Annotated in this window: 21 protein-coding genes; 9 read left to right on the top strand and 12 right to left on the bottom strand. The window is 70.7% G+C overall.

Going from position 1 to position 18,923, the window contains the following annotated elements:
• Positions 1-4: 4 nt before the first annotated feature.
• Complete coding sequence (locus QSK45_RS37015) at positions 5-337, bottom strand: Rv1322 family protein (RefSeq protein WP_285563348.1); 333 nt, start codon at positions 335-337, stop codon at positions 5-7.
• 223 nt (positions 338-560) lie between these two features.
• Here QSK45_RS37015 and QSK45_RS37010 point away from each other — a divergent pair, with 223 nt between their 5' ends.
• Positions 561-1,589, top strand: a complete 1,029-nt coding sequence (locus QSK45_RS37010; RefSeq protein ID WP_285563347.1) for an LLM class flavin-dependent oxidoreductase — start codon at positions 561-563, stop codon at positions 1,587-1,589.
• A 128-nt stretch (positions 1,590-1,717) separates the two neighbouring features.
• Here the strand turns inward: QSK45_RS37010 and QSK45_RS37005 are convergent, their stop codons facing one another.
• Positions 1,718-2,110: an SCO5389 family protein gene (locus QSK45_RS37005; protein ID WP_285563346.1), complete on the bottom strand. Its 393-nt coding sequence runs from the start codon at positions 2,108-2,110 to the stop codon at positions 1,718-1,720.
• A gap of 289 nt (positions 2,111-2,399) precedes the next feature.
• On the opposite strand from QSK45_RS37005, the gene nucS reads away from it, so the two are divergent.
• The gene (gene nucS / locus QSK45_RS37000; protein WP_285563345.1) at positions 2,400-3,071 is read left to right on the top strand and encodes an endonuclease NucS; all 672 of its coding nucleotides are present in this window, start codon (positions 2,400-2,402) and stop codon (positions 3,069-3,071) included.
• A 61-nt stretch (positions 3,072-3,132) separates the two neighbouring features.
• On the opposite strand, the gene QSK45_RS36995 is transcribed toward nucS, so the two are convergent.
• The 3 genes from QSK45_RS36995 to QSK45_RS36985 form a co-directional block, all read right to left on the bottom strand.
• Entirely contained in the window at positions 3,133-5,523 is a 2,391-nt protein-coding gene (locus QSK45_RS36995; protein WP_285563344.1) for an ATP-binding protein, read from the bottom strand.
• Positions 5,524-5,767: 244 nt separating this feature from the next.
• Positions 5,768-6,091, bottom strand: coding sequence for an STAS domain-containing protein (locus QSK45_RS36990; RefSeq protein WP_285563343.1), 324 nt, complete (start codon positions 6,089-6,091; stop codon positions 5,768-5,770).
• 171 nt (positions 6,092-6,262) lie between these two features.
• Positions 6,263-7,111 carry a 3-hydroxyacyl-CoA dehydrogenase family protein gene (locus QSK45_RS36985; RefSeq protein ID WP_285563342.1) on the bottom strand — a complete coding sequence of 283 codons (849 nt, stop codon included), beginning with the start codon at positions 7,109-7,111 and terminating at the stop codon, positions 6,263-6,265.
• Between the two features lie 219 nt (positions 7,112-7,330).
• Here QSK45_RS36985 and QSK45_RS36980 point away from each other — a divergent pair, with 219 nt between their 5' ends.
• Both QSK45_RS36980 and QSK45_RS36975 read left to right on the top strand, forming a co-directional pair.
• The gene (locus tag QSK45_RS36980) at positions 7,331-8,179 is read left to right on the top strand and encodes a helix-turn-helix domain-containing protein (protein WP_285563391.1); all 849 of its coding nucleotides are present in this window, start codon (positions 7,331-7,333) and stop codon (positions 8,177-8,179) included.
• Positions 8,155-8,367, top strand: a complete 213-nt coding sequence (locus QSK45_RS36975) for a DUF397 domain-containing protein (RefSeq protein ID WP_285563341.1) — start codon at positions 8,155-8,157, stop codon at positions 8,365-8,367. The genes QSK45_RS36980 and QSK45_RS36975 overlap by 25 nt, the downstream gene beginning before the upstream one ends.
• Positions 8,368-8,447: 80 nt before the next feature.
• Here the strand turns inward: QSK45_RS36975 and QSK45_RS36970 are convergent, their stop codons facing one another.
• Complete coding sequence (locus QSK45_RS36970; RefSeq protein ID WP_285563340.1) at positions 8,448-9,089, bottom strand: TetR/AcrR family transcriptional regulator; 642 nt, start codon at positions 9,087-9,089, stop codon at positions 8,448-8,450.
• 79 nt (positions 9,090-9,168) lie between these two features.
• On the opposite strand from QSK45_RS36970, the gene QSK45_RS36965 reads away from it, so the two are divergent.
• Genes QSK45_RS36965 through QSK45_RS38695 form a run of 4 tightly spaced genes read left to right on the top strand, consistent with a single transcriptional unit; the run spans position 9,169 to position 12,055 of the window.
• Entirely contained in the window at positions 9,169-9,954 is a 786-nt protein-coding gene (locus QSK45_RS36965) for an ABC transporter ATP-binding protein (protein WP_285563339.1), read from the top strand.
• An 18-nt stretch (positions 9,955-9,972) separates the two neighbouring features.
• Entirely contained in the window at positions 9,973-10,722 is a 750-nt protein-coding gene (locus QSK45_RS36960; protein WP_285563338.1) for an ABC transporter permease, read from the top strand.
• A 13-nt stretch (positions 10,723-10,735) separates the two neighbouring features.
• Positions 10,736-11,308 (top strand): cob(I)yrinic acid a,c-diamide adenosyltransferase, encoded by a 573-nt coding sequence (locus tag QSK45_RS36955; RefSeq protein WP_285563337.1) that lies wholly within the window; start codon positions 10,736-10,738, stop codon positions 11,306-11,308.
• Between the two features lie 15 nt (positions 11,309-11,323).
• Positions 11,324-12,055 carry an MFS transporter gene (locus QSK45_RS38695; RefSeq protein ID WP_490993669.1) on the top strand — a complete coding sequence of 244 codons (732 nt, stop codon included), beginning with the start codon at positions 11,324-11,326 and terminating at the stop codon, positions 12,053-12,055.
• Here the strand turns inward: QSK45_RS38695 and QSK45_RS36950 are convergent.
• Entirely contained in the window at positions 12,010-12,474 is a 465-nt protein-coding gene (locus QSK45_RS36950; protein ID WP_285563336.1) for a GNAT family N-acetyltransferase, read from the bottom strand. The two genes, QSK45_RS38695 and QSK45_RS36950, sit on opposite strands and share 46 nt — an antisense overlap.
• Positions 12,475-12,602: 128 nt before the next feature.
• A complete protein-coding gene (locus QSK45_RS36945) occupies positions 12,603-13,307 on the bottom strand; it encodes a DUF4097 family beta strand repeat-containing protein (protein ID WP_285563335.1) in 705 nt (234 codons plus the stop codon).
• A 258-nt stretch (positions 13,308-13,565) separates the two neighbouring features.
• On the opposite strand from QSK45_RS36945, the gene QSK45_RS36940 reads away from it, so the two are divergent.
• Positions 13,566-15,401 carry a glycoside hydrolase family 18 chitinase gene (locus tag QSK45_RS36940; RefSeq protein ID WP_285563334.1) on the top strand — a complete coding sequence of 612 codons (1,836 nt, stop codon included), beginning with the start codon at positions 13,566-13,568 and terminating at the stop codon, positions 15,399-15,401.
• A 63-nt stretch (positions 15,402-15,464) separates the two neighbouring features.
• Here the strand turns inward: QSK45_RS36940 and QSK45_RS36935 are convergent, their stop codons facing one another.
• From QSK45_RS36935 to QSK45_RS36920, 4 genes are all read right to left on the bottom strand, one after another.
• Positions 15,465-15,911 (bottom strand): DUF2550 domain-containing protein, encoded by a 447-nt coding sequence (locus QSK45_RS36935; RefSeq protein ID WP_285563333.1) that lies wholly within the window; start codon positions 15,909-15,911, stop codon positions 15,465-15,467.
• A gap of 152 nt (positions 15,912-16,063) precedes the next feature.
• On the bottom strand, positions 16,064-16,438 hold the full coding sequence (locus QSK45_RS36930) for a F0F1 ATP synthase subunit epsilon (protein ID WP_046421578.1): 375 nt from the start codon (positions 16,436-16,438) through the stop codon (positions 16,064-16,066).
• Positions 16,439-16,548: 110 nt separating this feature from the next.
• Positions 16,549-17,985: a F0F1 ATP synthase subunit beta gene (gene atpD, locus QSK45_RS36925; RefSeq protein ID WP_285563332.1), complete on the bottom strand. Its 1,437-nt coding sequence runs from the start codon at positions 17,983-17,985 to the stop codon at positions 16,549-16,551.
• Positions 17,985-18,902 carry a F0F1 ATP synthase subunit gamma gene (locus tag QSK45_RS36920; protein ID WP_285563331.1) on the bottom strand — a complete coding sequence of 306 codons (918 nt, stop codon included), beginning with the start codon at positions 18,900-18,902 and terminating at the stop codon, positions 17,985-17,987. The genes atpD and QSK45_RS36920 overlap by 1 nt, the downstream gene beginning before the upstream one ends.
• Positions 18,903-18,923: the final 21 nt, after the last annotated feature.

Genomic DNA, 18,923 nt, shown 5'->3' with positions numbered 1-18,923 from the left:
GGCCTCAGAACCTCGGCGCGTTACGAGACCGCTGCACCCGTGAGGTGCGGCGGTCTCGCGCGTTCCAGCAGGCCTTGTGCCAGTGGCGGCGGTCGTCGACGCCCGCGTACTGGGGCCAGGCCACCACGTGCGGGACCGCGGAGGGGATCATCTGGTCGCAGCCGGGGCAGCGGTAGGTCTTGCCCTCGGCGCTCGCGCCCGCGACATGCCGCACGCTCCACTCCTCGCCCGCCCAGTCCTCCGTGGACTGGAAACCGCCGTACCGCTCGGCGCGGTCGTCCTCGGCGCTGCGGCCGGACGAGCCGGCGGCCTTCGGTCGGTTGCGGCGCGGGGACACGGGACACCTCTCGGGGCTCGGCGGCAGGGGCGGACGGCGTCCAGCCTACGCGCCGCCGGGCGGGGCACGCGAAGGCCGCCAACCGGCGCAAGTCCCCCCTCGGAACGGCCGATTACGCAGACAATCGGCAAATTACCCCGCCAGGCCGTGTCCTGGGCACGTGTCAGACGGTTATGCCGGTGTGGGGGAGCTCCGGGTCGGAGCCGAGGAAGCGGGAAACGCGATGTACGTAGGAAGCTTTGTGCTGGGTGCCCAGTTCCCGGGCCAGGGCCAGGGGGAGGCCCTGCACCGGGCGGTGCGCTCGGCGGAGGTCGCCGAGGAGGCCGGCCTCGACTCGGTGTGGCTGGCCGAGCACCATTTCGTGCCGTACGGCACCTGTCCCTCGGCCGTCACCCTGGCCGCCCTGCTGCTCGGCCGCACCCACCGTATCCGGGTCGGCACCGCGGTCAGCGTACTGCCCACCGCGCACCCGGTGGCCCTCGGCGAGCAGGCCGCGCTGCTGCACGTGACGAGCGGCGGGCGGTTCACCCTCGGGGTGGGCCGCGGCGGTCCCTGGGTGGACCTGGAGGTCTTCGGCATGGGCCTCGACGCGTACGAGAACGGGTTCCCCGAGTCGCTCGACCTGCTGCTGCGCTGGCTGCGCGAGCCGGCCGTGGGCGCGTCCGGCGAGCGGTTCGCGTTCCGCGAGGTACCCGTCGTACCCCGCCCCTCGGAGGCCCTGACGGACACCCCGGGCCCCGAGGTCGTCGTCGCGTGCACCTCGCCGAAGAGCGTACGGCTGGCCGCGGAGCGCGGGCTGCCGATGCTGCTCGGGATGCACGCGGGCGACGAGGAGAAGGCGGAGATGGTCGCCCTGTGGCGGCGCTGCGCCCGCGCGGCGGGCCGGCCACCCGAGGAGATCGCGGAGGCGGCGCACGTCGCGGCCGGTGTCTGCCAGCTCGCCGACCGCAGGCAGGACGCGGCGGAGACCCTGCTCAAGGCGATGCCGGGTTGGCTGGAACAGGGACTCGACGCGCATGTCACGGTCGACGGGCGCAAGCGCGCGATGCGTGATCCGCACGCCTACACCGAGCTGCTCTGCGGGTTGCACCCGGTGGGCACCCCGCGGCTCGCCGGTGACCGGCTCGCGGCCACCGCTGAGCGCACGGGCATTTCCCGCTTCGCCCTGCTGGTCGAGGGCTCGGGCGATCTCGCGGCGACGGAGGACACCCTGCGGCGCCTGGGCGCCGAGGTTCTTCCGCAGCTGCGCTGACGCACACTGCCGTACAGGAACAACGGGCAAGCCACCTGGGGGGCTTGCCGCCCCAGCACCGAATGCACCTCCCGCGGGCGGAGCGGCAAGCAGGCGACGCACCGCCCCGGACGCGCCGGGGCCGCGGGTCAGCAGTCCCGAAGTTCCGGCGACTGGTTCAGCAGTTGGGCCCGCACCGAGGTGAAGCGGGTCAGGGTCTCGTCCACCGAGGCGTCCAGCGGGAACACCGCGACCCGGTGGCAGTTCTGGAAGGCCAGCCGCACGCCGAAGTGCCGTTGCAGCGCGCCGCGGATGGCGTCACTCGCGAGGGCGCGCAGCAACTGGCCGCGTGCCTGCTCGTCCGGCGGGGGCGTCTGGTTGTCGGCGAAGGGGCCGCCGTCCACCTTCAGCTGGGCCACCAGGGAGCTGATCATCTCCCATGCGTAGGGCAGGGAGGTCCGGACGCAGTCGACGAAGTCTGCTTCGTCGACCTCGCCTCGCTCGGCCGCTTCGAGTAGGGCCGGTGAGACGTCGAGCGACATGGGTACTCCTCTCGCACCCCCGGGGAACAGGGGGTTGCCGGACGGACAAAGGGAGTTCGCGCCGTCAAACACGCTGCGTACATGGACCGCGACCTCCCGTTCTCTACGGTAGGCAACGGTCGGTGACCACACCACCAGAATGCGTATATGGAATGGTCGGGTTGCACCCACAATCGGCCAAGGATGAACAAGAGTTTCCAGGGACAAAGCAGTGACAAGTGGGGCGATCCACAGGGAGCGGGTCGGGCGAATCGCGCCCGGCGGCGGGTGTCGAGTAGCGTTGCCGACCATGCGTCTCGTCATTGCCCGGTGCTCGGTCGACTACGCCGGCCGGCTCACCGCCCACCTGCCCTCGGCGCCGCGCCTGATCCTGGTCAAGGCGGACGGCAGCGTCTCCATCCACGCCGATGACCGGGCCTACAAGCCCCTCAACTGGATGTCGCCGCCCTGCACGCTGAAGGAGGGCGCCGGCGAGGACGAGGGCGTGTGGACCGTCGTCAACAAGGCGGGCGAGAAACTGATCATCACGATGGAGGAGATCCTCCACGACTCCTCGCACGAACTCGGTGTCGACCCCGGTCTGATCAAGGACGGCGTGGAGGCACACCTCCAGGAACTGCTCGCCGACCGCATCGAGACCCTCGGCGACGGGTACACGCTCATCCGGCGCGAGTACATGACGGCCATCGGGCCGGTGGACATCCTGTGCCGGGACGCCGAGGGCCGGACGGTCGCGATCGAGATCAAGCGCCGCGGTGAGATCGACGGCGTCGAGCAGCTGACCCGCTACCTCGACCTCCTCAACCGCGACCCCCACCTCGCCCCGGTCCGCGGCATCTTCGCCGCCCAGGAGATCAAGCCCCAGGCCCGCGTCCTCGCCACGGACCGCGACATCGCGTGCCACATCCTCGACTACGACGCCCTGCGCGGCATCGAGGACGACAAGCTGCGGCTGTTCTGAGGGACGCGGCGACCGACGGCGGTGCGGGACCGGCCTGGGGCCGGTCCCGCACCGCCGTTCGTCACATGGGGCTCGGTACCGCCCAGCCCGGGTCGATCGCGGTCGCCGTCTGCGTCGTCTCCCTGTTCTGCGGGGTCACCGCCAGGGAAGAGGACTGGGGCGAGCCGGTCGGGGTGTCCGACCCCGTGGGGCTCGGCGAGCCGGAGCCCGGCCCCGTCGGGGAGGGGGAGGACGAGGAAGGGGTCGGGAAGGTCGGCTTGGTCGGCTTCGGGGAGGTCGGCTTGGGCGAGGTCGGCGCCGGGGACGTGCCCCCGGTGCCCGTGCCCGTGCCCGCGGTGCCGCTCGCACCGGCCGACGGGCTCGCCGACGGCATCGGCTCGGCCGTCCCCGCGTACGTGCCCGCCGGGGCCGGGGTCGCGGAGTGGGCCGCCGGCACCTGGGAGGTGGTGCCCGGGTCCTGGGCCGGGCCCGGGTCGGCGGCCGGGTCGCCCGCGTCCTGGCTCGTGGAGGGGTTCACGTCGGCCCGCCCCGCGGGGTTCTTGTCGTCGCCGTCGTGGGACGTCATGCCGAGCGTCACCACCGTGCCCAGCACCGCCGCGAGCAGCGCGCCGGAGCCCGCCGCCACCAGATTGCGGCGCGCGAGACGCCGTATCCCCAGCCCCTTCGCGGGCGCGGGCACGATCCGGGGCGTGACCAGGGTGTCCGGCACCGGCGGCGCCGGCGCTCCCTCGGGCTCCCCCGGGACCACCGGAATCCCCGGCAGCTCCCCCGCCCGGTCCGCGACGAGCGCCAGCGCCCGGCGTCCGGCGACGGTGCCCCGCTTGTCGGCGAGCGCGCCGCGCAGCCCGATCGACGCCTCCAGCTCCGCACGGGCCCGGTCCAGCCGCCCACCGCACAGCGCGAGAATCCCCAACTCGTGGTGGAAATAGGCTTGTTCGGGCACGTCACCGGACTGCAAAGATGCCTCGGCACCGCATCGCAGGGCCCGCTCCCAGGCGCTCCACCGCAGCGCGGCGGCGAACGCGGGCGCGGCCGTCCGCGCGAGCCGCACCGCCTCGCCGTCATCGCCCTCGACCGGCGGCACCACGGCCGTCAGCGCCGCGAGCACCGCGTCGGCCTCCGCGCTCACCCGCTCCGGCGTGACGGAGGGATGCCCCGCCCACCAGGCGTAGTGCCGGGCCGCCGTGCGGGCCCGCTCGGCGGCATCGTCGCCGTACCCCGCCGCCTCCAGCTGCGCCTGCACCCCGGCCGCGAGCCGGTAGCGCGGGCCCGCCGGGGAGACCAGGCCGCAGCTCGCCAGCTCGCCGAGCGCCGCGTCGGCATGGGTGTCGCCGACCAGCGCGGGCAGATGCGCCTGGTGCGGTACCTCGCCGCCGAGGGCGACCGCGAACCGCAGCGTGGCGCGGGCGGAGGCGCTGAGCCGGGAGGCGAGCAGCGGCGCGGGCGCGGCGGCCTCGCCGAGCGAGGGCAGCGGACCGCTCTCGTCCGCGAACTCCGCCACCGCGTTCACGACGGGCCGTACGTCCTCGAAGACGCCGAACTCGTCCACCGCCCCGGTCTCGGCCCGCAGTTGGTCCCGCTGCCGCAGCAACGCGCCCGCCTGGACGAACCGCAGGGGCAGCCCCTCGGACTCGAACCACAGGTCGCCGGCCCAGTTGGCCTCCTCCTCGGTGAGCACGCGCCCGGCCGTGCGCTCCAGGATCTCCACCCCGCCGGCCCGGTCGAGCCCGCCGAGGAGGACCTCCTCGACGTCGGCGTCGGCGGAGGGCGCGGGCACGTCCGGGGTGGCGGCGACCAGGAAGGCGCACTCGGGCGTCGCGTCGAGCAGCTCGTCCAGCTCGGCGCCGCCGAACTCGAGGTCGTCGAGGACGACGACCGCGCCGATCTCCGCGAGCGGCGCCCGCAGTTCGAGGCGCTCGGGGCGGTGGCCGGGGGCGTCGTAGACGGTGTGGAAGAGCTCGTGGAGGAGGTCCTCGGCGGTGCGGTGGACGCCGCTGAGGCGCACCACGCCGTCGGGCGCGAGGTCGTCGCAGTCGTCGGCGACCAGGTCGAGCAGGGCGGTACGACCGGACCCGCCGGGCCCGGTGAGCCGCACGGTGCGGCCGCGCGCGAGCAGCCGTACCAGCTGCTCCCGTACCTCCTGGCGCTCCAGCAGCGGCAGCGGGTGCTGGGCGGGGCCCGGCGGCACCGGGGGGCGGGAGAGGTGTTCGACCTCGGCCCGCTCGGCCTCGTCGCGCTTGCGGGGGCGACCCGGGCGCTCGGCCGGCGGGCAGGGCTCGATCTCGCTGCCGTCCACGGGGTTGACGGTCAGCAGCAGATCGCCGGAGACGAGGTGCGCCGTGCGCGCGGGCGCCGGCGTGCTCGGGCCGAAGTCGGCGGCGAGGGGGTCCCGGTGCGGGCGTCGGCCGCCCGCGTGTCCGTACTCCTCGGGTCCCGGGCTGATCGGGTCCATGGGTTCAAGCCCCCCATAAGCGTCGTGTGCTCGCATTCCGGCCCCTCCCGGCCTGCCGCACACCGCACTGTCGCTCCGGTCCGGACCCGCTCGGTCGAGGGATACGAGTCGGCGGGCGACCGAACCCTAAACCTTCGCCCAGTATCCACGACAGGGCGGGGTACCCCGTGGTCCGAGACGTCACGGTCCGGCGCGGATTGCCCGCGGGCCCCGCGGATCGTCCTTCGGGTCCTCCCGCGGGTGTTCACACCCGGGGCAGCGACTCCACCCCGATGCCGCCCTCGATGGCGAGGATGCGGTGCAGCCGGGTGGCCACCAACAGGCGCTGCATCTGCGGCGGCACACCGCGCAGCACCAGACGGCGACCGCAGCGGCCGGCCCGCCGGTGGGCACCCATGATCACCCCGAGCCCGGTGGCGTCCCAGGAGTCCAGTTCGGACAGGTCGAGCACCAGGTCGCCGGCGCCGCGGTCGACGGCCGAGTGCAGGGCCGTACGGGCGTCCGCCGCGCTGCGGACGTCGAGGCGCCCCCCGACGACCAGCTCGGCGTGGTCGCCCCTGATGTGCATATACGCTCCCCGTTGAGTGCGGTTGTGGCGTTCTCCGTGTCGATGCTGTGCACCATCTGACTGAATGCGTGGCGGTGCGGTTGCTGCTTGTAAGCGAACCGAGACCGAATTCACCCCTGCGAGTGATGCTTTCGGGATGAATTCGGTGACGGGACGCGTCCGTACAGCGGATCAGTACGTGTAGAAGCCCTGCCCGCTCTTGCGGCCGATGTCACCGGCATCCACCATCCGGCGCATCAGCTCCGGCGGGGCGAACTTCTCGTCCTGGGACTCGGTGTAGATGTTCCCGGTGGCGTGCAGCAGGATGTCCACGCCGGTCAGGTCGGTGGTGGCGAGCGGGCCCATGGCGTGCCCGAAGCCCAGCTTGCAGGCGAGGTCGATGTCCTCGGCGGTCGCCACGCCCGACTCGTAGAGCTTGACGGCCTCCACGACGAGCGCGGAGATGAGGCGGGTGGTGACGAACCCGGCGACGTCGCGGTTGACGACGATGCAGGTCTTGCCGACGGACTCGGCGAACTCCCGGGCGGTGGCGAGGGCTTCGTCGCTCGTCTTGTAACCGCGGACCAGCTCGACCAGCTTCATCATCGGCACCGGCGAGAAGAAGTGGACGCCGACGACCCGCTCGGGGTGCTCGGTGGCCGCCGCGATCTTGGTGATCGGGATGGCGGAGGTGTTGGAGGCGAGCACGGTCTCGGGGCGCACGATCTTGTCGAGCGCGCGGAAGATCTCGTGCTTGACCTCCAGCTTCTCGAACACGGCCTCCACGACGATGTCCGCGTCGGCGGCGGCGTCGAGGTCGGTGGTCGCGGCGATACGGCCCAGCGCGGCCTCGGCGTCGGCCGCGTCCAGTTTGCCCTTGCTCACGAACTTGTCGTACGACGCCTTGATTCCGTCGGTACCGCGCCTGAGCGCCTCGTCGGTGACATCGCGAAGGACGACCTCCCAGCCCGCCTGTGCGGCGACCTGAGCGATACCGGACCCCATGAGACCGGCCCCGATGACGGCGAGCTTCCCTGCCACGTCCGACTCCCTCTTCCCGCTGTTACCCGCTATAGACATGTGTGTCTTCGGCGGACGATAGCGCTCCGAAGCGGCCGTGTGACCATGAAGTAACGCGCGTCACGTCTCATTTGACGGACGTCACATCGGGGCGAGTTCCGAAGGAAACCGAGCGGCGTGCGAACCCCGGCCGATACGCTGCGTGTTCACAGCGCTACATATCAGCCGAGGGGGTGTGCCATGCCGCCGCGCGGGGTGATCACCGGACGCAGCCAGGAGCCCAGACGCCGCTACGCGGAGGAACTCCGCCGCCTGCGCCACGCGAGAGGGCTGAGCCTTCGCCAACTGGCCGACGCGATCGGCTGGGACGCGTCCCTCTTCGGCAAGCTGGAGACGGGGAGCACGCTGGGGAGCCCGGACGTGGCGGAGGCGCTGGACCAGTTCTACGGGACGCCGGGGTTGCTGCTGGCGATGTGGGAGATGGCCATAGGGGATCCGACCGCGTTCAAAGAGAAGTACCGCCGGTACATCGCGCTGGAGGCGGAGGCGGTCAACTTCTGGCACTTCGGCGTGAGCACGGTGCATGGACTGCTTCAGACCGAAAGGTACGCCCGTGAGCTGCTCAAGCTCGGCGGCGTCGAGCGCGAGAAGCTGGAGCAGCAGGTCGAGGCGCGCACGAGTCGGCGAAAGTTGCTGGAGGGAGAGGGGGCACCCCCGTTCCGCAGCATTATCGCCGAGGCGGCACTGTGCGCACGGCTGCCTGACATGAACGCATGGCGCGAACAGTTGGAGTACCTGCTGGAGGTCTCCGAGCGCCCCAACATCACACTTCAGGTACTCCCGCAGACCGCCCGCCTCCACGGCCTCGTGAGTACGGACGTGATGTTCCTGCGCCTGCTGGACGGCAGCACGGTGGCGTACACCGAGAATGCCCATCGCGGTGAACTGGTGGAAGGAAGCGCAGCAGTTGAGCAGTTGCAACGTGCGTACGATGCCATGCGCGACCAGGCACTGTCCCCTGCCGAGTCGCGGAAGTCCATCCTGCGGATGTTGGAGGAAGTGCCATGCGACCCCGAGTCATCGACCTGAGCAGCGTGACGTGGCGCAAGAGCAGCTACAGCAACCCCGACGGCGGCGCCTGCCTCGAAGTCTCCGACGACATCCCCGCTTCCGTCCCCGTCCGTGACAGCAAGACCCCCCACGGCCCCGCCCTCCTCTTCGCGGACGGCGCGTGGGCGGCGTTCGTCGGGGCTGTCGGCAACGGGGTGCTCGACTGACGAGAGAATCCCCGGCGCCGCCCTGTTCGGACGGCGCCGGGGTCGGCCTGGCCACCGGATGTCAGCGACCGGCGTGCCGCCTAATCTTGCCCGCTCACCGCGTACCCGAGCACCCGCTCGCCGAGCAGCCCCTCCATCTCGTCCAGCAGCGCCAGTGCCTCCCGCGAGACCTCCGCCGGCTCCCGGCGCTTGAGCATCTCCCGGCCGATGACACCGATGACCGTGCCGTGGAGCCAGCCGATCTGACCGGCCATCAGATGGGGCAGCTCGTCGTCGTCGGCCGCGCCGGTCTCCTCGCGCAGGACCTGTTCCAGGTTGGCCTGCACCTCCTGGGCGAGGGCCCACAGGCGTGAGCGCAGGGCCGGGGCGTCCTCGATGACCCGCATGAAATCCGCGTAGCCCGGGAACAGGCCGACGCGCGGGGACACCGCCTCGATCTCCTCACGCAGCTCGCGCAGCACCGCCGCCGCGGCCGACTCGCCTTCGCGACGGCCCCGGACCCAGCGCGCCATCCGGTCGACCACACCCGAGGAACGGTCGAGGAAGAGATCCTCCTTGGCCGGAAAGTAGTTGTAGACGGTGTTGACGGAGACGTTCGCCGCGTCGGCGATCTCCGCGACCGTCACCGCGTCGAAGCCGCGCTCGACGAACAGCCCCGTGGCGACATCCGAGATGTACTGCCGGGTCTGCCGCTTCTTCCGTTCCCTGAGCCCCTCAGCCATGCCACATCCTAACTTCGCTGCACCTCCTAAAAACTTGGTGTCATTGCAAATTTTCAGAGACTCTGTTTTTCTGGGCGGCATGGCAGCAGTCATCAGCGCGGCGCGCCTCGCCCGCACCTTCCCCACGAAAACCGGCCCCGTCGAAGCCGTGCGCGGCATCGATCTGACCGTCCACGAGGGCGAGATCCTCGGCTTCCTGGGCCCGAACGGGGCCGGCAAGACCACCACCCTGCGCATGCTCGCCACCCTCCTGAAGCCGACCGGCGGCGCGGCCACCGTCGCCGGGCACGACCTGGCGACCGACCCGGCCGGAGTGCGCCGGGTCTCCGGCTACGTCGCCCAGTCCGGCGGCGTCGACCCGCAGATCACGGTGCGGGAGGAACTGGTCACGCAGGCGCGGTTCTACCGGCTGTCCAAGGCCGACGCCGTCGCCCGCGCGGCCGAACTCGCCCGCGACCTCGACCTCACGGGACTCCTCGACCGCAGGACGGCCGCCCTCTCCGGCGGTCAGCGACGCCGCCTCGACATCGCCATGGCACTGACCCACCGCCCCCGGGTGCTGTTCCTGGACGAGCCGACCACCGGACTCGATCCCGGCAGCCGCGCCGGCCTGTGGGACCTCGTCCGCCGGCTGCGCGACGAGCACGGCACGACCGTCTTCCTGACCACCCACTATCTGGACGAGGCCGACGCCCTCGCCGACCGGCTGGTGATCGTCGACGGCGGCGTGGTCGCGGCCGAGGGCACGACCGGCGCGCTCAAGCTGCGGTACGGGGGCTCCCTGGACGCCACGCTCCAGGGCACCTTCCTGGCCGTCACCGGCCGTGCCCCCGTCCCGACCGACGACGCCCCCGTCGCCGTATAGCCCCAGGAGCCTTCGCGCATGCTGCTGCACGACACGGCCCTCGTCTACGGCCGCTACCTCCGCCAGTCCCTCCGCTCCCGCTTCGCCCTCCTCTTCGGCGTCCTCACCCCCCTGCTCTATCTGCTCTTCTTCGGGCCACTGCTCACCGGCCTCCCGCTGGGCGCGGCGGGCAGCTCTTGGCAGGTCCTGGTGCCGGGCCTGCTGCTCCAACTCGGCCTGTTCGGCGCCCTGTTCGCAGGATTCACGATCATCATGGAGAACACCCAGGGGGTGCTGGAGCGGATGCGGGTCACCCCGGTCAGCCGGCTCGCCCTGCTGCTCGGCCGCGTGCTGCGCGACGCCACGGTGTTCGTGTTCCAGGCCGTCCTGCTGGTCCTGGCCGCGCTGGCGATGGGCCTGCGCGCACCCCTGCCGGGCATCCTCATCGGCTTCGGGTTCGTCGCGCTGCTCACCCTCTCCCTGGCCTCGCTGTCGTACGCGACGGCGATGAAGGTCCGCACCCCGCAGGAGTTCGGCCCGCTGATCAACGCGGTGTCGATGCCCTCCATGCTGCTGTCCGGCCTGATGCTCCCGATGAGCCTCGCGCCCGGGTGGCTCGACGTGCTGTCGCACTTCGTCCCGTTCCGCTATCTGGTGGACGCGATGCGCGACGCCTACGTGGGCCACTACGCCACGGCGCACATGCTCTACGGCGTCCTCGTCGCCGTCGGCTTCGCCGCGCTGGCCGTGACGACGGGCACACGGGTGTTCCGGACCGCCGGAGCGTAACTACGCTGGGCGCATGGTCAATCTGACGCGCATCTACACCCGGACCGGCGACAAGGGCACCACCAGCCTCGGCGACATGAGCCGGGTGCCCAAGACGGACCTCCGGATCTCCGCCTACGCGGACTCCAACGAGGCCAACGCGGTGATCGGCACCGCGATCGCCCTGGGCGGCCTGGACGAGGAGGTCGTCCAGGTCCTCACCCGCGTCCAGAACGACCTGTTCGACGTGGGCGCGGACCTGTCGACCCCGGTGGCGGAGAACCCCGAGTACCCCCCGCTGCGGGTCGAGCAGTTCTACATCGACCGCCTGGAGGCGGACTGCGACCGCTTCAACGACCGGTTGGAGAAGCTGCGCTCCTTCATCCTCCCGGGCGGCACCCCGGGCGCGGCGCTGCTCCACCAGGCCTGCACGGTCGTCCGCCGCGCCGAGCGCTCCACCTGGGCGGCGCTGGAGGTCCACGGCGATCTCATGAACCCCCTCACCGCCACCTACCTCAACCGCCTCTCCGACCTCCTCTTCATCCTGGCCCGCATCGCCAACAAGGCCACCGGCGACGTGCTGTGGGTGCCGGGCGGCGAGCGTTAGCACGCACGCCCCCCGGTGCCTCCCGCGGCGCCCGCCGGGAGAACGACCGTGAGAGACATCGCCAGGCCCCTGGCCGCTCCGTTGTTCCGGCGCCTCTGGCTCGGGCAGACCGTGAACTACTCGGGCGACGCGGCCTACGCGGTGGCATTGTCCCTGTACCTGCTGCCGCGCCGGGACGCCCCTCATGCGATCGGTCTGACTCTCGGCGCGACCGCCCTCGGAGGGGTGGTGACGCTGCTGCTCGGGGGAGCCCTGGCCGACCGCTACCGCCGCAGCCGGGTCATCGTCGCCTCGGACCTGATGCGTGCCGCCGCCGTGGCGGGCCTGGTGATCGGTGGCCCGCACGCGCCCCTGTGGTTCCTCGGCGCCCTCGCCGTCGTGCAGGGCGCCGGCAGTGGGCTCCACAGGCCCGCTTACGGCGCCGTTCTGCGGTCCACCGTCCCGCGTGAGGTGCTGTCCCACGCCAACGCGCTGCGTACCGTGTCGACCCGGCTGGCAACTCCGGTTGGCTGCTGGCCGCGGTGGGGAAGCCGACGTACCTTGCCTGGTTCGCTGCCGGCGCGTTGTCGCTTTCCGTGCTCGTCGTACTGCCGGTACCGGGTCTGCGGCATCTGGCGAACCAGGACAAGGAGATGGCCCCGGGTTAGGGCGACGGCCGGAGCAGCCCCCGCATCGGACCCGTCGTCGTGTGCCTCCCCGGGTCAGAGCGCCTTGGTCATGAACACGCTGTTGGGATCGGGCCGGTAGTCGGCGAAGGGATCGCAGTAGTCGAACCCGAACTTCTCGTAGAGCTTTCTGGCGGGCCGGAAGAAGTCGGCCGCGCCGGTCTCCAGGCTCAGCCGGGTGAACCCGAGACGCTCGGTCTCGGTGAGGATGTGCCCCAGCAACCGGGAGGCGATCCCGCTGCGGGTGCGCGTCGGCGCGGTGCGCATCGACTTCAGCTCGGCGTGGTGAGCGTCCAGTCTCTTGATCGCGCCGCAGCCTACGACGGCGTCGCCCTCCCGCGCCGACCAGAAGGTGACGTCGGGGCGGCGGAGCGCGTCGAGGTCGAGAGCGTGCGTGCTTTCCGGGGGCGTCAAGGATCGCATCTGCCGGACGTGCTCGGCGAGGAACCGGGCGATCTGCGGGCCGGACAGGTCGTCCACGACGATTCTCGTCTCGCTCATTCTTCCCTCCGACCGACGCCGCGTCCCCCTGTGTCGCGTCACTCTAGGCCGCCCCCGGCGGAAGCCGACCAGCGCCCCCTCACCGCCTCGACGGCCAAGCGCGTCACCGGCCTCTCCGGACAGCACGGCTAACCCGCCGACTCCACCGTCAGGTCGCCGTTCGTCGTCGACAGGTCGAGGAGGTAGCGGCCCGACGGATCGTCCTTGAAGGCCAGCTTCTTGTCGCCGTTGGTGGTGTCCGCCGATATCCGGTACTTGGCGGGCGGCACCGTGATGGTGAGGCTGCCGCTGCTGGTGTGGGCCTTGATGTTCTGCGGGGTGGCGGACCGGATGGTCACCTCGCCGTTCGAGGTGCGGGTGTCGATGTCGCCGCCCTTGACGTTCCGGACGTGGACGTCGCCGTTGGACGTGCGCAGCTTCACCGGGCCCGTCGCGCCGTTCACCGCGATCTCGCCGTTGCTGGTGTGCACGTCGACCCTGCCGACGCCGTTGAGCTTGAGGTCGCCGTTGGAGGTGCCGCCCGTGACCGGGAGGCCGGCGGGGGCCTCGACCTCGTAGTCGACGCCGCAGTCGTGGCCGCAGCCGGCGAGCGTCAGGACGCCGTTCTCCACGTGGAAGGACGTGCCGGTCGGCTTGTCGCCGTGGTAGTCCACCTTGCGGTGCACGGAGATCGTGGACGCGTCGGCCGAGGTCTCCACCTTCACCCCGCCGTTCCCGCTGTCCAGATGGATCGATGTCACCTTCTGGGACACCTTGGCGTCGTCCTCGAAGGTCTTGTGGTCGAGGACCGAGCACGCGGACAGCCCGCCGACGGTGAGTGCGGCCAGGGCCACAGCAGGAAGAAAACGCGCGCGTCGCATGAGAGGTCCCCCGTACACGGTGAATCAGATCGTCGATCAGTCACAGCGATCGTACGCAGCGCCAAGACCCTCTCCCGATGGGGAAAACCCCCCAATCACACGGGGGTAAACGGGAGTTGGATTGGTCCAGACCTATTGACCCATGGTCCAGACCTTTCTACCCTCGCAGCACCGTGGGCATGAAGGCTCAGTCATGCCCCCCGTCACCCCCACTACCGAGGGAGGCGCTCGATGCGCTTCAGACACAAGGTCGCGGCAGGGCTCGCGACCCTGGTACTCCCCCTGGCCGGGCTGGTCGGGCTCGCGAGTCCCGCGCCGGCCGCGGACAGCGCCCAGGCCGCCGGCGTCACCGCCGGCTTCACCAAGTCCAGCGACTGGGGCACCGGGTTCGGTGGCCAGTGGACCATCAAGAACTCCGGTACGACCGCCATCAGCTCCTGGACCGTCGAGTGGGACTTCCCCTCCGGCACGTCCGTCACCTCCGCGTGGGACGCCGACGTCACCAGCTCCGGCAACCACTGGACCGCCAAGAACAAGTCCTACAACGGCACCCTCGCCCCGGGCGCCTCCGTCAGCTTCGGCTTCAACGGCGCCGGATCGGGCAACCCGAGCAACTGCACGCTCAACGGCGGCAGCTGCGACGGCACGACGGTCCCCGGCGACGCCGCCCCGAGCGCCCCCGGCACCCCGACCGCCTCCGGCGTCACCGACACCTCGGTCAAGATCTCCTGGAGCGCGGCCACCGACGACAAGGGCGTCAAGAACTACGACGTGCTGCGCGACGGCAAGGCCGTGGCCACCGTGACCGGGACGTCGTACACCGACACCGGGCTCACCGCCGGCAGCGACTACTCCTACTCCGTGCAGGCCCGCGACACCGCCGACCAGACCGGTCCGGTCAGCGCCGCCGTCGCCGTGCACACCACCGGCGGCTCCACCACTCCCCCGCCGGCCGGCGGCAAGGTCAAGCTCGGCTACTTCACCGACTGGGGCATCTACGCCCGCAACTACAACGTGAAGAACCTGGTGACCTCCGGCTCCGCCGCCAAGATCACCCACATCAACTACGCCTTCGGCAACATCACCGGCGGCAAGTGCGCCATCGGCGACTCCTACGCCGACTACGACAAGGCGTTCACCGCCGACCAGGCCGTGAACGGCGTCGCGGACACCTGGGACCAGCCGCTGCGCGGCAACTTCAACCAGCTGCGCGAACTGAAGGCCAAGTACCCGAACCTCAAGGTCATCTGGTCGTTCGGCGGCTGGACCTGGTCCGGTGGCTTCGCCGACGCGGCCAAGGACCCGGCCGGCTTCGCCCAGTCCTGCTACGACCTCGTCAACGACCCGCGCTGGGCCGATGTCTTCGACGGCATCGACATCGACTGGGAGTACCCCAACGACTGCGGTCTGACCTGTGACACCAGCGGCCCCGAGGCCTTCAAGAACGTGATGGCCGCGCTCCGCGCCAAGTTCGGCTCCGGCAGGCTCGTCACCGCCGCGGTCTCCGCCGACGGCTCGAACGGCGGCAAGATCGACTCCGCCGACTACGCCGGCGCCGCCCAGTACGTCGACTGGTACAACGTGATGACGTACGACTTCTTCGGCGCCTGGGACGCGCAGGGCCCCACCGCCCCGCACTCCCCGCTCACCTCGTACAGCGGCATCCCGAAGGCCGGCTTCACCACCGCCGACGCGATGGCCAAGTACAAGGCGGCCGGGGTCCCCGCGTCCAAGCTGCTCATCGGCATCGGCTTCTACGGCCGCGGCTGGACCGGCGTCACCCAGGACGCCCCCGGCGGCACCGCCACCGGCCCGGCGGCCGGCACCTACGAGCAGGGCATCGAGGACTACAAGGTGCTCAAGTCGTCCTGCCCGGTCACCGGCACCGTCGCGGGCACGGCCTACGCCCACTGCGGCGGCAACTGGTGGTCCTACGACACTCCGTCGACCATCGCCGGGAAGATGAGCTGGGCCAAGTCCCAGGGCTTGGGCGGCGCGTTCTTCTGGGAGTTCAGCGGCGACACCAGCGACGGCGAGCTGGTGAACGCCATCAGCAGCAACCTGTAAGAGCGAACAGCGCCGACGCCCGTTCACCCTCTCCCGTGTTCACCCGGGGGAGGGTGAACACGGCTACGCCACGTTCACCCGCTGACCGGGCGGGGCCGCCTCCAGCCACGCGAGGAAACCGGTCAGCGCGTCCTCGCTCATGGCGAGTTCGAGGCGCGTGCCCCTGTGGACACAGGCGAGGACCACCGCGTCGGACAGCAGCGCCAGTTCCTCCTCGCCCTCGGGCAGCCGGCGTCCGGCCACCTCGATCTGGGAGCGCTCCAGGACGCGGCGGGGGCGGAAGGCGTAGGAGAAGACCCGGTACCACTCGATGCGGTCGCCGTTGTACCGCGCGACGCCGTAGCTCCAGCCCTTGCCGCCCGTGTCCGGTTTCTCGGCCACGTCCCAGCGCAGGGAGCAGTCGAAGGTCCCGCCCGAGCGCTGGATGAGCCGGCGGCGCAGCCCGAACAGAAACAGCCCGACCACCACGAGCGCGACCACGATCCCGCACACAGTCAGAGCGAGGACCATCGGCACCGACCTCCTCGTCTCCTAGGTAGGAACTGCTTCTACTACTGAGTAATGAAACGGAAAAAACACCTACATCTGCCTCAGCCGCGACCGGCACCGGATTGCTCCGGGCCGGCCGCGGCTGAGTGATGTCAACGTACCGCGCGGCTGGGTCAGCGCGCGGCCGCCGCACGAAGTCGGACGTCCGCGCGGCGCTCGGCGGCGGCGTCGCCCTCCGCCTTCGCGCGCTCGAGTTCCCGCTCCGTGCGCTGGACATCGATCTCGTCCGACAGCTCGGCGATCTCGGCCAGCAGGGACAGCTTGTTGTCCGCGAACGAGACGAAACCGCCGTGCACCGCGGCGACGACCGTTCCGCCATCACTCGTACGGATGGTCACCGGGCCCGACTCCAGCACACCGAGCAGCGGCTGGTGACCGGGCATGACGCCGATGTCGCCGGAGGTGGTGCGCGCGACGACCAGGGTGGCCTCGCCGGACCAGACCTGGCGGTCCGCGGCGACCAGCTCGACGTGCAGCTCAGCAGCCAAGGGTGGCTCCTCGGGTCACCACCCGGCAGGGGTGCCGGGTGTTGGGGTCAATTCTAGTGGGCGTGGAAGAGGGGGCGGGACGCGCCCGCCCCCTCGGACGAGCACGAGGCTCAGGAGACGCCCAGCTCCTTAGCGTTGGCCTTGAGGTCGTCAAGACCACCGCACATGAAGAACGCCTGCTCCGGGAAGTGGTCGTACTCGCCGTCGCAGATCGCGTTGAACGCGGCGATCGACTCGTCCAGCGGCACGTCCGAACCGTCCACGCCGGTGAACTGCTTGGCGACGTGGGTGTTCTGGGACAGGAAGCGCTCCACGCGACGGGCACGGTGGACGACGAGCTTGTCCTCCTCGCCCAGCTCGTCGATACCGAGGATCGCGATGATGTCCTGCAGGTCCTTGTACTTCTGCAGGATGTTCTTCACGCGCATGGCCGCGTTGTAGTGGTCCGCGGCGATGTAGCGCGGGTCCAGGATCCGGGACGTCGAGTCCAGCGGGTCCACGGCCGGGTAGATGCCCTTCTCGGAGATCGGACGGGAGAGAACCGTCGTCGCGTCGAGGTGGGCGAAGGTGGTGGCCGGGGCCGGGTCGGTCAGGTCGTCCGCGGGGACGTAGATCGCCTGCATCGAGGTGATCGAGTGACCGCGGGTCGACGTGATGCGCTCCTGGAGGAGACCCATCTCGTCGGCCAGGTTCGGCTGGTAACCCACCGCGGACGGCATACGGCCGAGCAGCGTGGAGACCTCGGAACCGGCCTGCGTGAAGCGGAAGATGTTGTCGATGAAGAACAGCACGTCCTGCTTCTGGACGTCACGGAAGTACTCGGCCATGGTGAGGCCGGCCAGCGCGACGCGCAGACGGGTGCCCGGGGGCTCGTCCATCTGACCGAAGACGAGGGCGGTCTTGTCGATGACGCCCGAGTCGGTCATCTCCTCGATGAGGTCGTTGCCCTCACGGGTGCGCTCACCGACACCGGCGAACACGGAGACACCGTCGTGGTTGTTGGCGACACGGTAGATCATCTCCTGGATGAGCACCGTCTTGCCGACGCCGGCGCCGCCGAACAGGCCGATCTTGCCGCCCTTGACGTACGGGGTGAGCAGGTCGATGACCTTGACGCCCGTCTCGAACATCTCGGTCTTGGACTCGAGCTCGTCGAAGTTCGGCGCCTTGCGGTGGATCGGCCAGCGCTCGCCCTCGTACTGCTCGTCGACGTTCAGCACCTCACCGAGGGTGTTGAACACCTTGCCCTTGGTGAAGTCGCCGACCGGCACCGAGATCGGCGCGCCGGTGTCGAGGACCGGGGCCTGGCGGACCAGGCCGTCGGTCGGCTGCATGGAGATGGTGCGGACCAGGCCGTCACCCAGGTGCTGGGCGACCTCCAGGGTCAGCGTCTTCTTCTCGCCGGCGTTGGCCGGGTCGGCCACCTCGACGTGCAGCGCCTGGTAGATGTCCGGCATCGCGTCGACGGGGAACTCCACGTCGACGACCGGGCCGATGACCCGGGCGACGCGGCCCGTAGCCGTCGCGGTCTCAACAGTGGTGGTCATTATCGGTCACTCCCCGCGGTCGCGTCGGCCAGGGCGCTCGCGCCACCGACGATCTCGCTGATTTCCTGGGTGATTTCGGCCTGGCGGGCCGCGTTGGCAAGGCGGGACAGCGTGTTGATCAGCTCGCCCGCGTTGTCGGTGGCCGACTTCATCGCGCGCCGCGTGGCGGCGTGCTTGGAGGCGGCCGACTGGAGCAGCGCGTTGTAGATGCGGCTTTCGACGTAGCGCGGCAGCAGGGCGTCGAGGACGTCCTCCGCCGAGGGCTCGAAGTCGTAGAGCGGGAGGATCTCGCCCTCGGACCTCGTCTCCTCGGCGACCTCGTCGAGGCGCAGCGGAAGCAGCCGGGCGTCGAGCGCGGTCTGCGTCATCATCGAGACGAACTCGGTGTAGACGATGTGGAGCTCATCCACGCCGCCCACGGCCGTGTCCTTCTCGATGGCCTCGATCAGGGGTGCCGCCACCTTCTTGGCGTCGGCGTACGTCGGCTCGTCGGTGAAGCCCGTCCACGACTCCGCGACCTTGCGATCGCGGAAGTTGTAGTGGGCGACACCGCGCCGGCCGACGATGTACGAGTCGACCTGCTTGCCCTCGCGCTCCAGGCGCTCGGTCAGCTGCTCCGCCGCCTTGATGGCGTTGGAGTTGAAGGCGCCGGCCAGACCGCGGTCGCTCGTGAGGAGCAGGACCGCGGCACGGGTCGGGGTCTCCGCCTCCGTGGTGAGCGGGTGCTTGGTGTTCGAACCCGTACCGACCGCCGTGACCGCGCGCGTCAGCTCGGTCGCGTACGGCGTGGAGGCCGCCACCTTGCGCTGCGCCTTGACGACGCGCGAGGCGGCGATCATCTCCATCGCCTTGGTGATCTTCTTGGTCGCGCTGACGGATCGGATGCGACGCTTGTAGACCCGGAGCTGGGCTCCCATGAGTCAGGTCCCTTCCTTACG

This window comes from Streptomyces hygroscopicus subsp. hygroscopicus (assembly GCF_030269125.1).
Taxonomy (GTDB): domain Bacteria; phylum Actinomycetota; class Actinomycetes; order Streptomycetales; family Streptomycetaceae; genus Streptomyces; species Streptomyces hygroscopicus_C.
The sequence above is the reverse complement of the archived record's forward strand: the minus strand, read 5'-3'. Positions and strand labels throughout refer to the sequence as shown.

What these genes read in the sequence shown, in the direction of transcription:
- QSK45_RS37010 (WP_285563347.1), top strand. Translation starts at nt 561, where the DNA reads ATGTACGTAGGAAGCTTTGTGCTGGGTGCCCAGTTCCCGGGCCAGGGC.
- QSK45_RS37005 (WP_285563346.1), bottom strand. Translation starts at nt 2,110, where the DNA reads ATGTCGCTCGACGTCTCACCGGCCCTACTCGAAGCGGCCGAGCGAGGC.
- nucS (WP_285563345.1), top strand. Translation starts at nt 2,400, where the DNA reads ATGCGTCTCGTCATTGCCCGGTGCTCGGTCGACTACGCCGGCCGGCTC.
- QSK45_RS36995 (WP_285563344.1), bottom strand. Translation starts at nt 5,523, where the DNA reads ATGGACCCGATCAGCCCGGGACCCGAGGAGTACGGACACGCGGGCGGC.
- QSK45_RS36990 (WP_285563343.1), bottom strand. Translation starts at nt 6,091, where the DNA reads ATGCACATCAGGGGCGACCACGCCGAGCTGGTCGTCGGGGGGCGCCTC.
- QSK45_RS36980 (WP_285563391.1), top strand. Translation starts at nt 7,331, where the DNA reads ATGCCGCCGCGCGGGGTGATCACCGGACGCAGCCAGGAGCCCAGACGC.
- QSK45_RS36975 (WP_285563341.1), top strand. Translation starts at nt 8,155, where the DNA reads ATGCGACCCCGAGTCATCGACCTGAGCAGCGTGACGTGGCGCAAGAGC.
- QSK45_RS36970 (WP_285563340.1), bottom strand. Translation starts at nt 9,089, where the DNA reads ATGGCTGAGGGGCTCAGGGAACGGAAGAAGCGGCAGACCCGGCAGTAC.
- QSK45_RS36965 (WP_285563339.1), top strand. Translation starts at nt 9,169, where the DNA reads ATGGCAGCAGTCATCAGCGCGGCGCGCCTCGCCCGCACCTTCCCCACG.
- QSK45_RS36960 (WP_285563338.1), top strand. Translation starts at nt 9,973, where the DNA reads ATGCTGCTGCACGACACGGCCCTCGTCTACGGCCGCTACCTCCGCCAG.
- QSK45_RS36955 (WP_285563337.1), top strand. Translation starts at nt 10,736, where the DNA reads ATGGTCAATCTGACGCGCATCTACACCCGGACCGGCGACAAGGGCACC.
- QSK45_RS36950 (WP_285563336.1), bottom strand. Translation starts at nt 12,474, where the DNA reads ATGAGCGAGACGAGAATCGTCGTGGACGACCTGTCCGGCCCGCAGATC.
- QSK45_RS36940 (WP_285563334.1), top strand. Translation starts at nt 13,566, where the DNA reads ATGCGCTTCAGACACAAGGTCGCGGCAGGGCTCGCGACCCTGGTACTC.
- QSK45_RS36935 (WP_285563333.1), bottom strand. Translation starts at nt 15,911, where the DNA reads ATGGTCCTCGCTCTGACTGTGTGCGGGATCGTGGTCGCGCTCGTGGTG.
- atpD (WP_285563332.1), bottom strand. Translation starts at nt 17,985, where the DNA reads ATGACCACCACTGTTGAGACCGCGACGGCTACGGGCCGCGTCGCCCGG.
- QSK45_RS36920 (WP_285563331.1), bottom strand. Translation starts at nt 18,902, where the DNA reads ATGGGAGCCCAGCTCCGGGTCTACAAGCGTCGCATCCGATCCGTCAGC.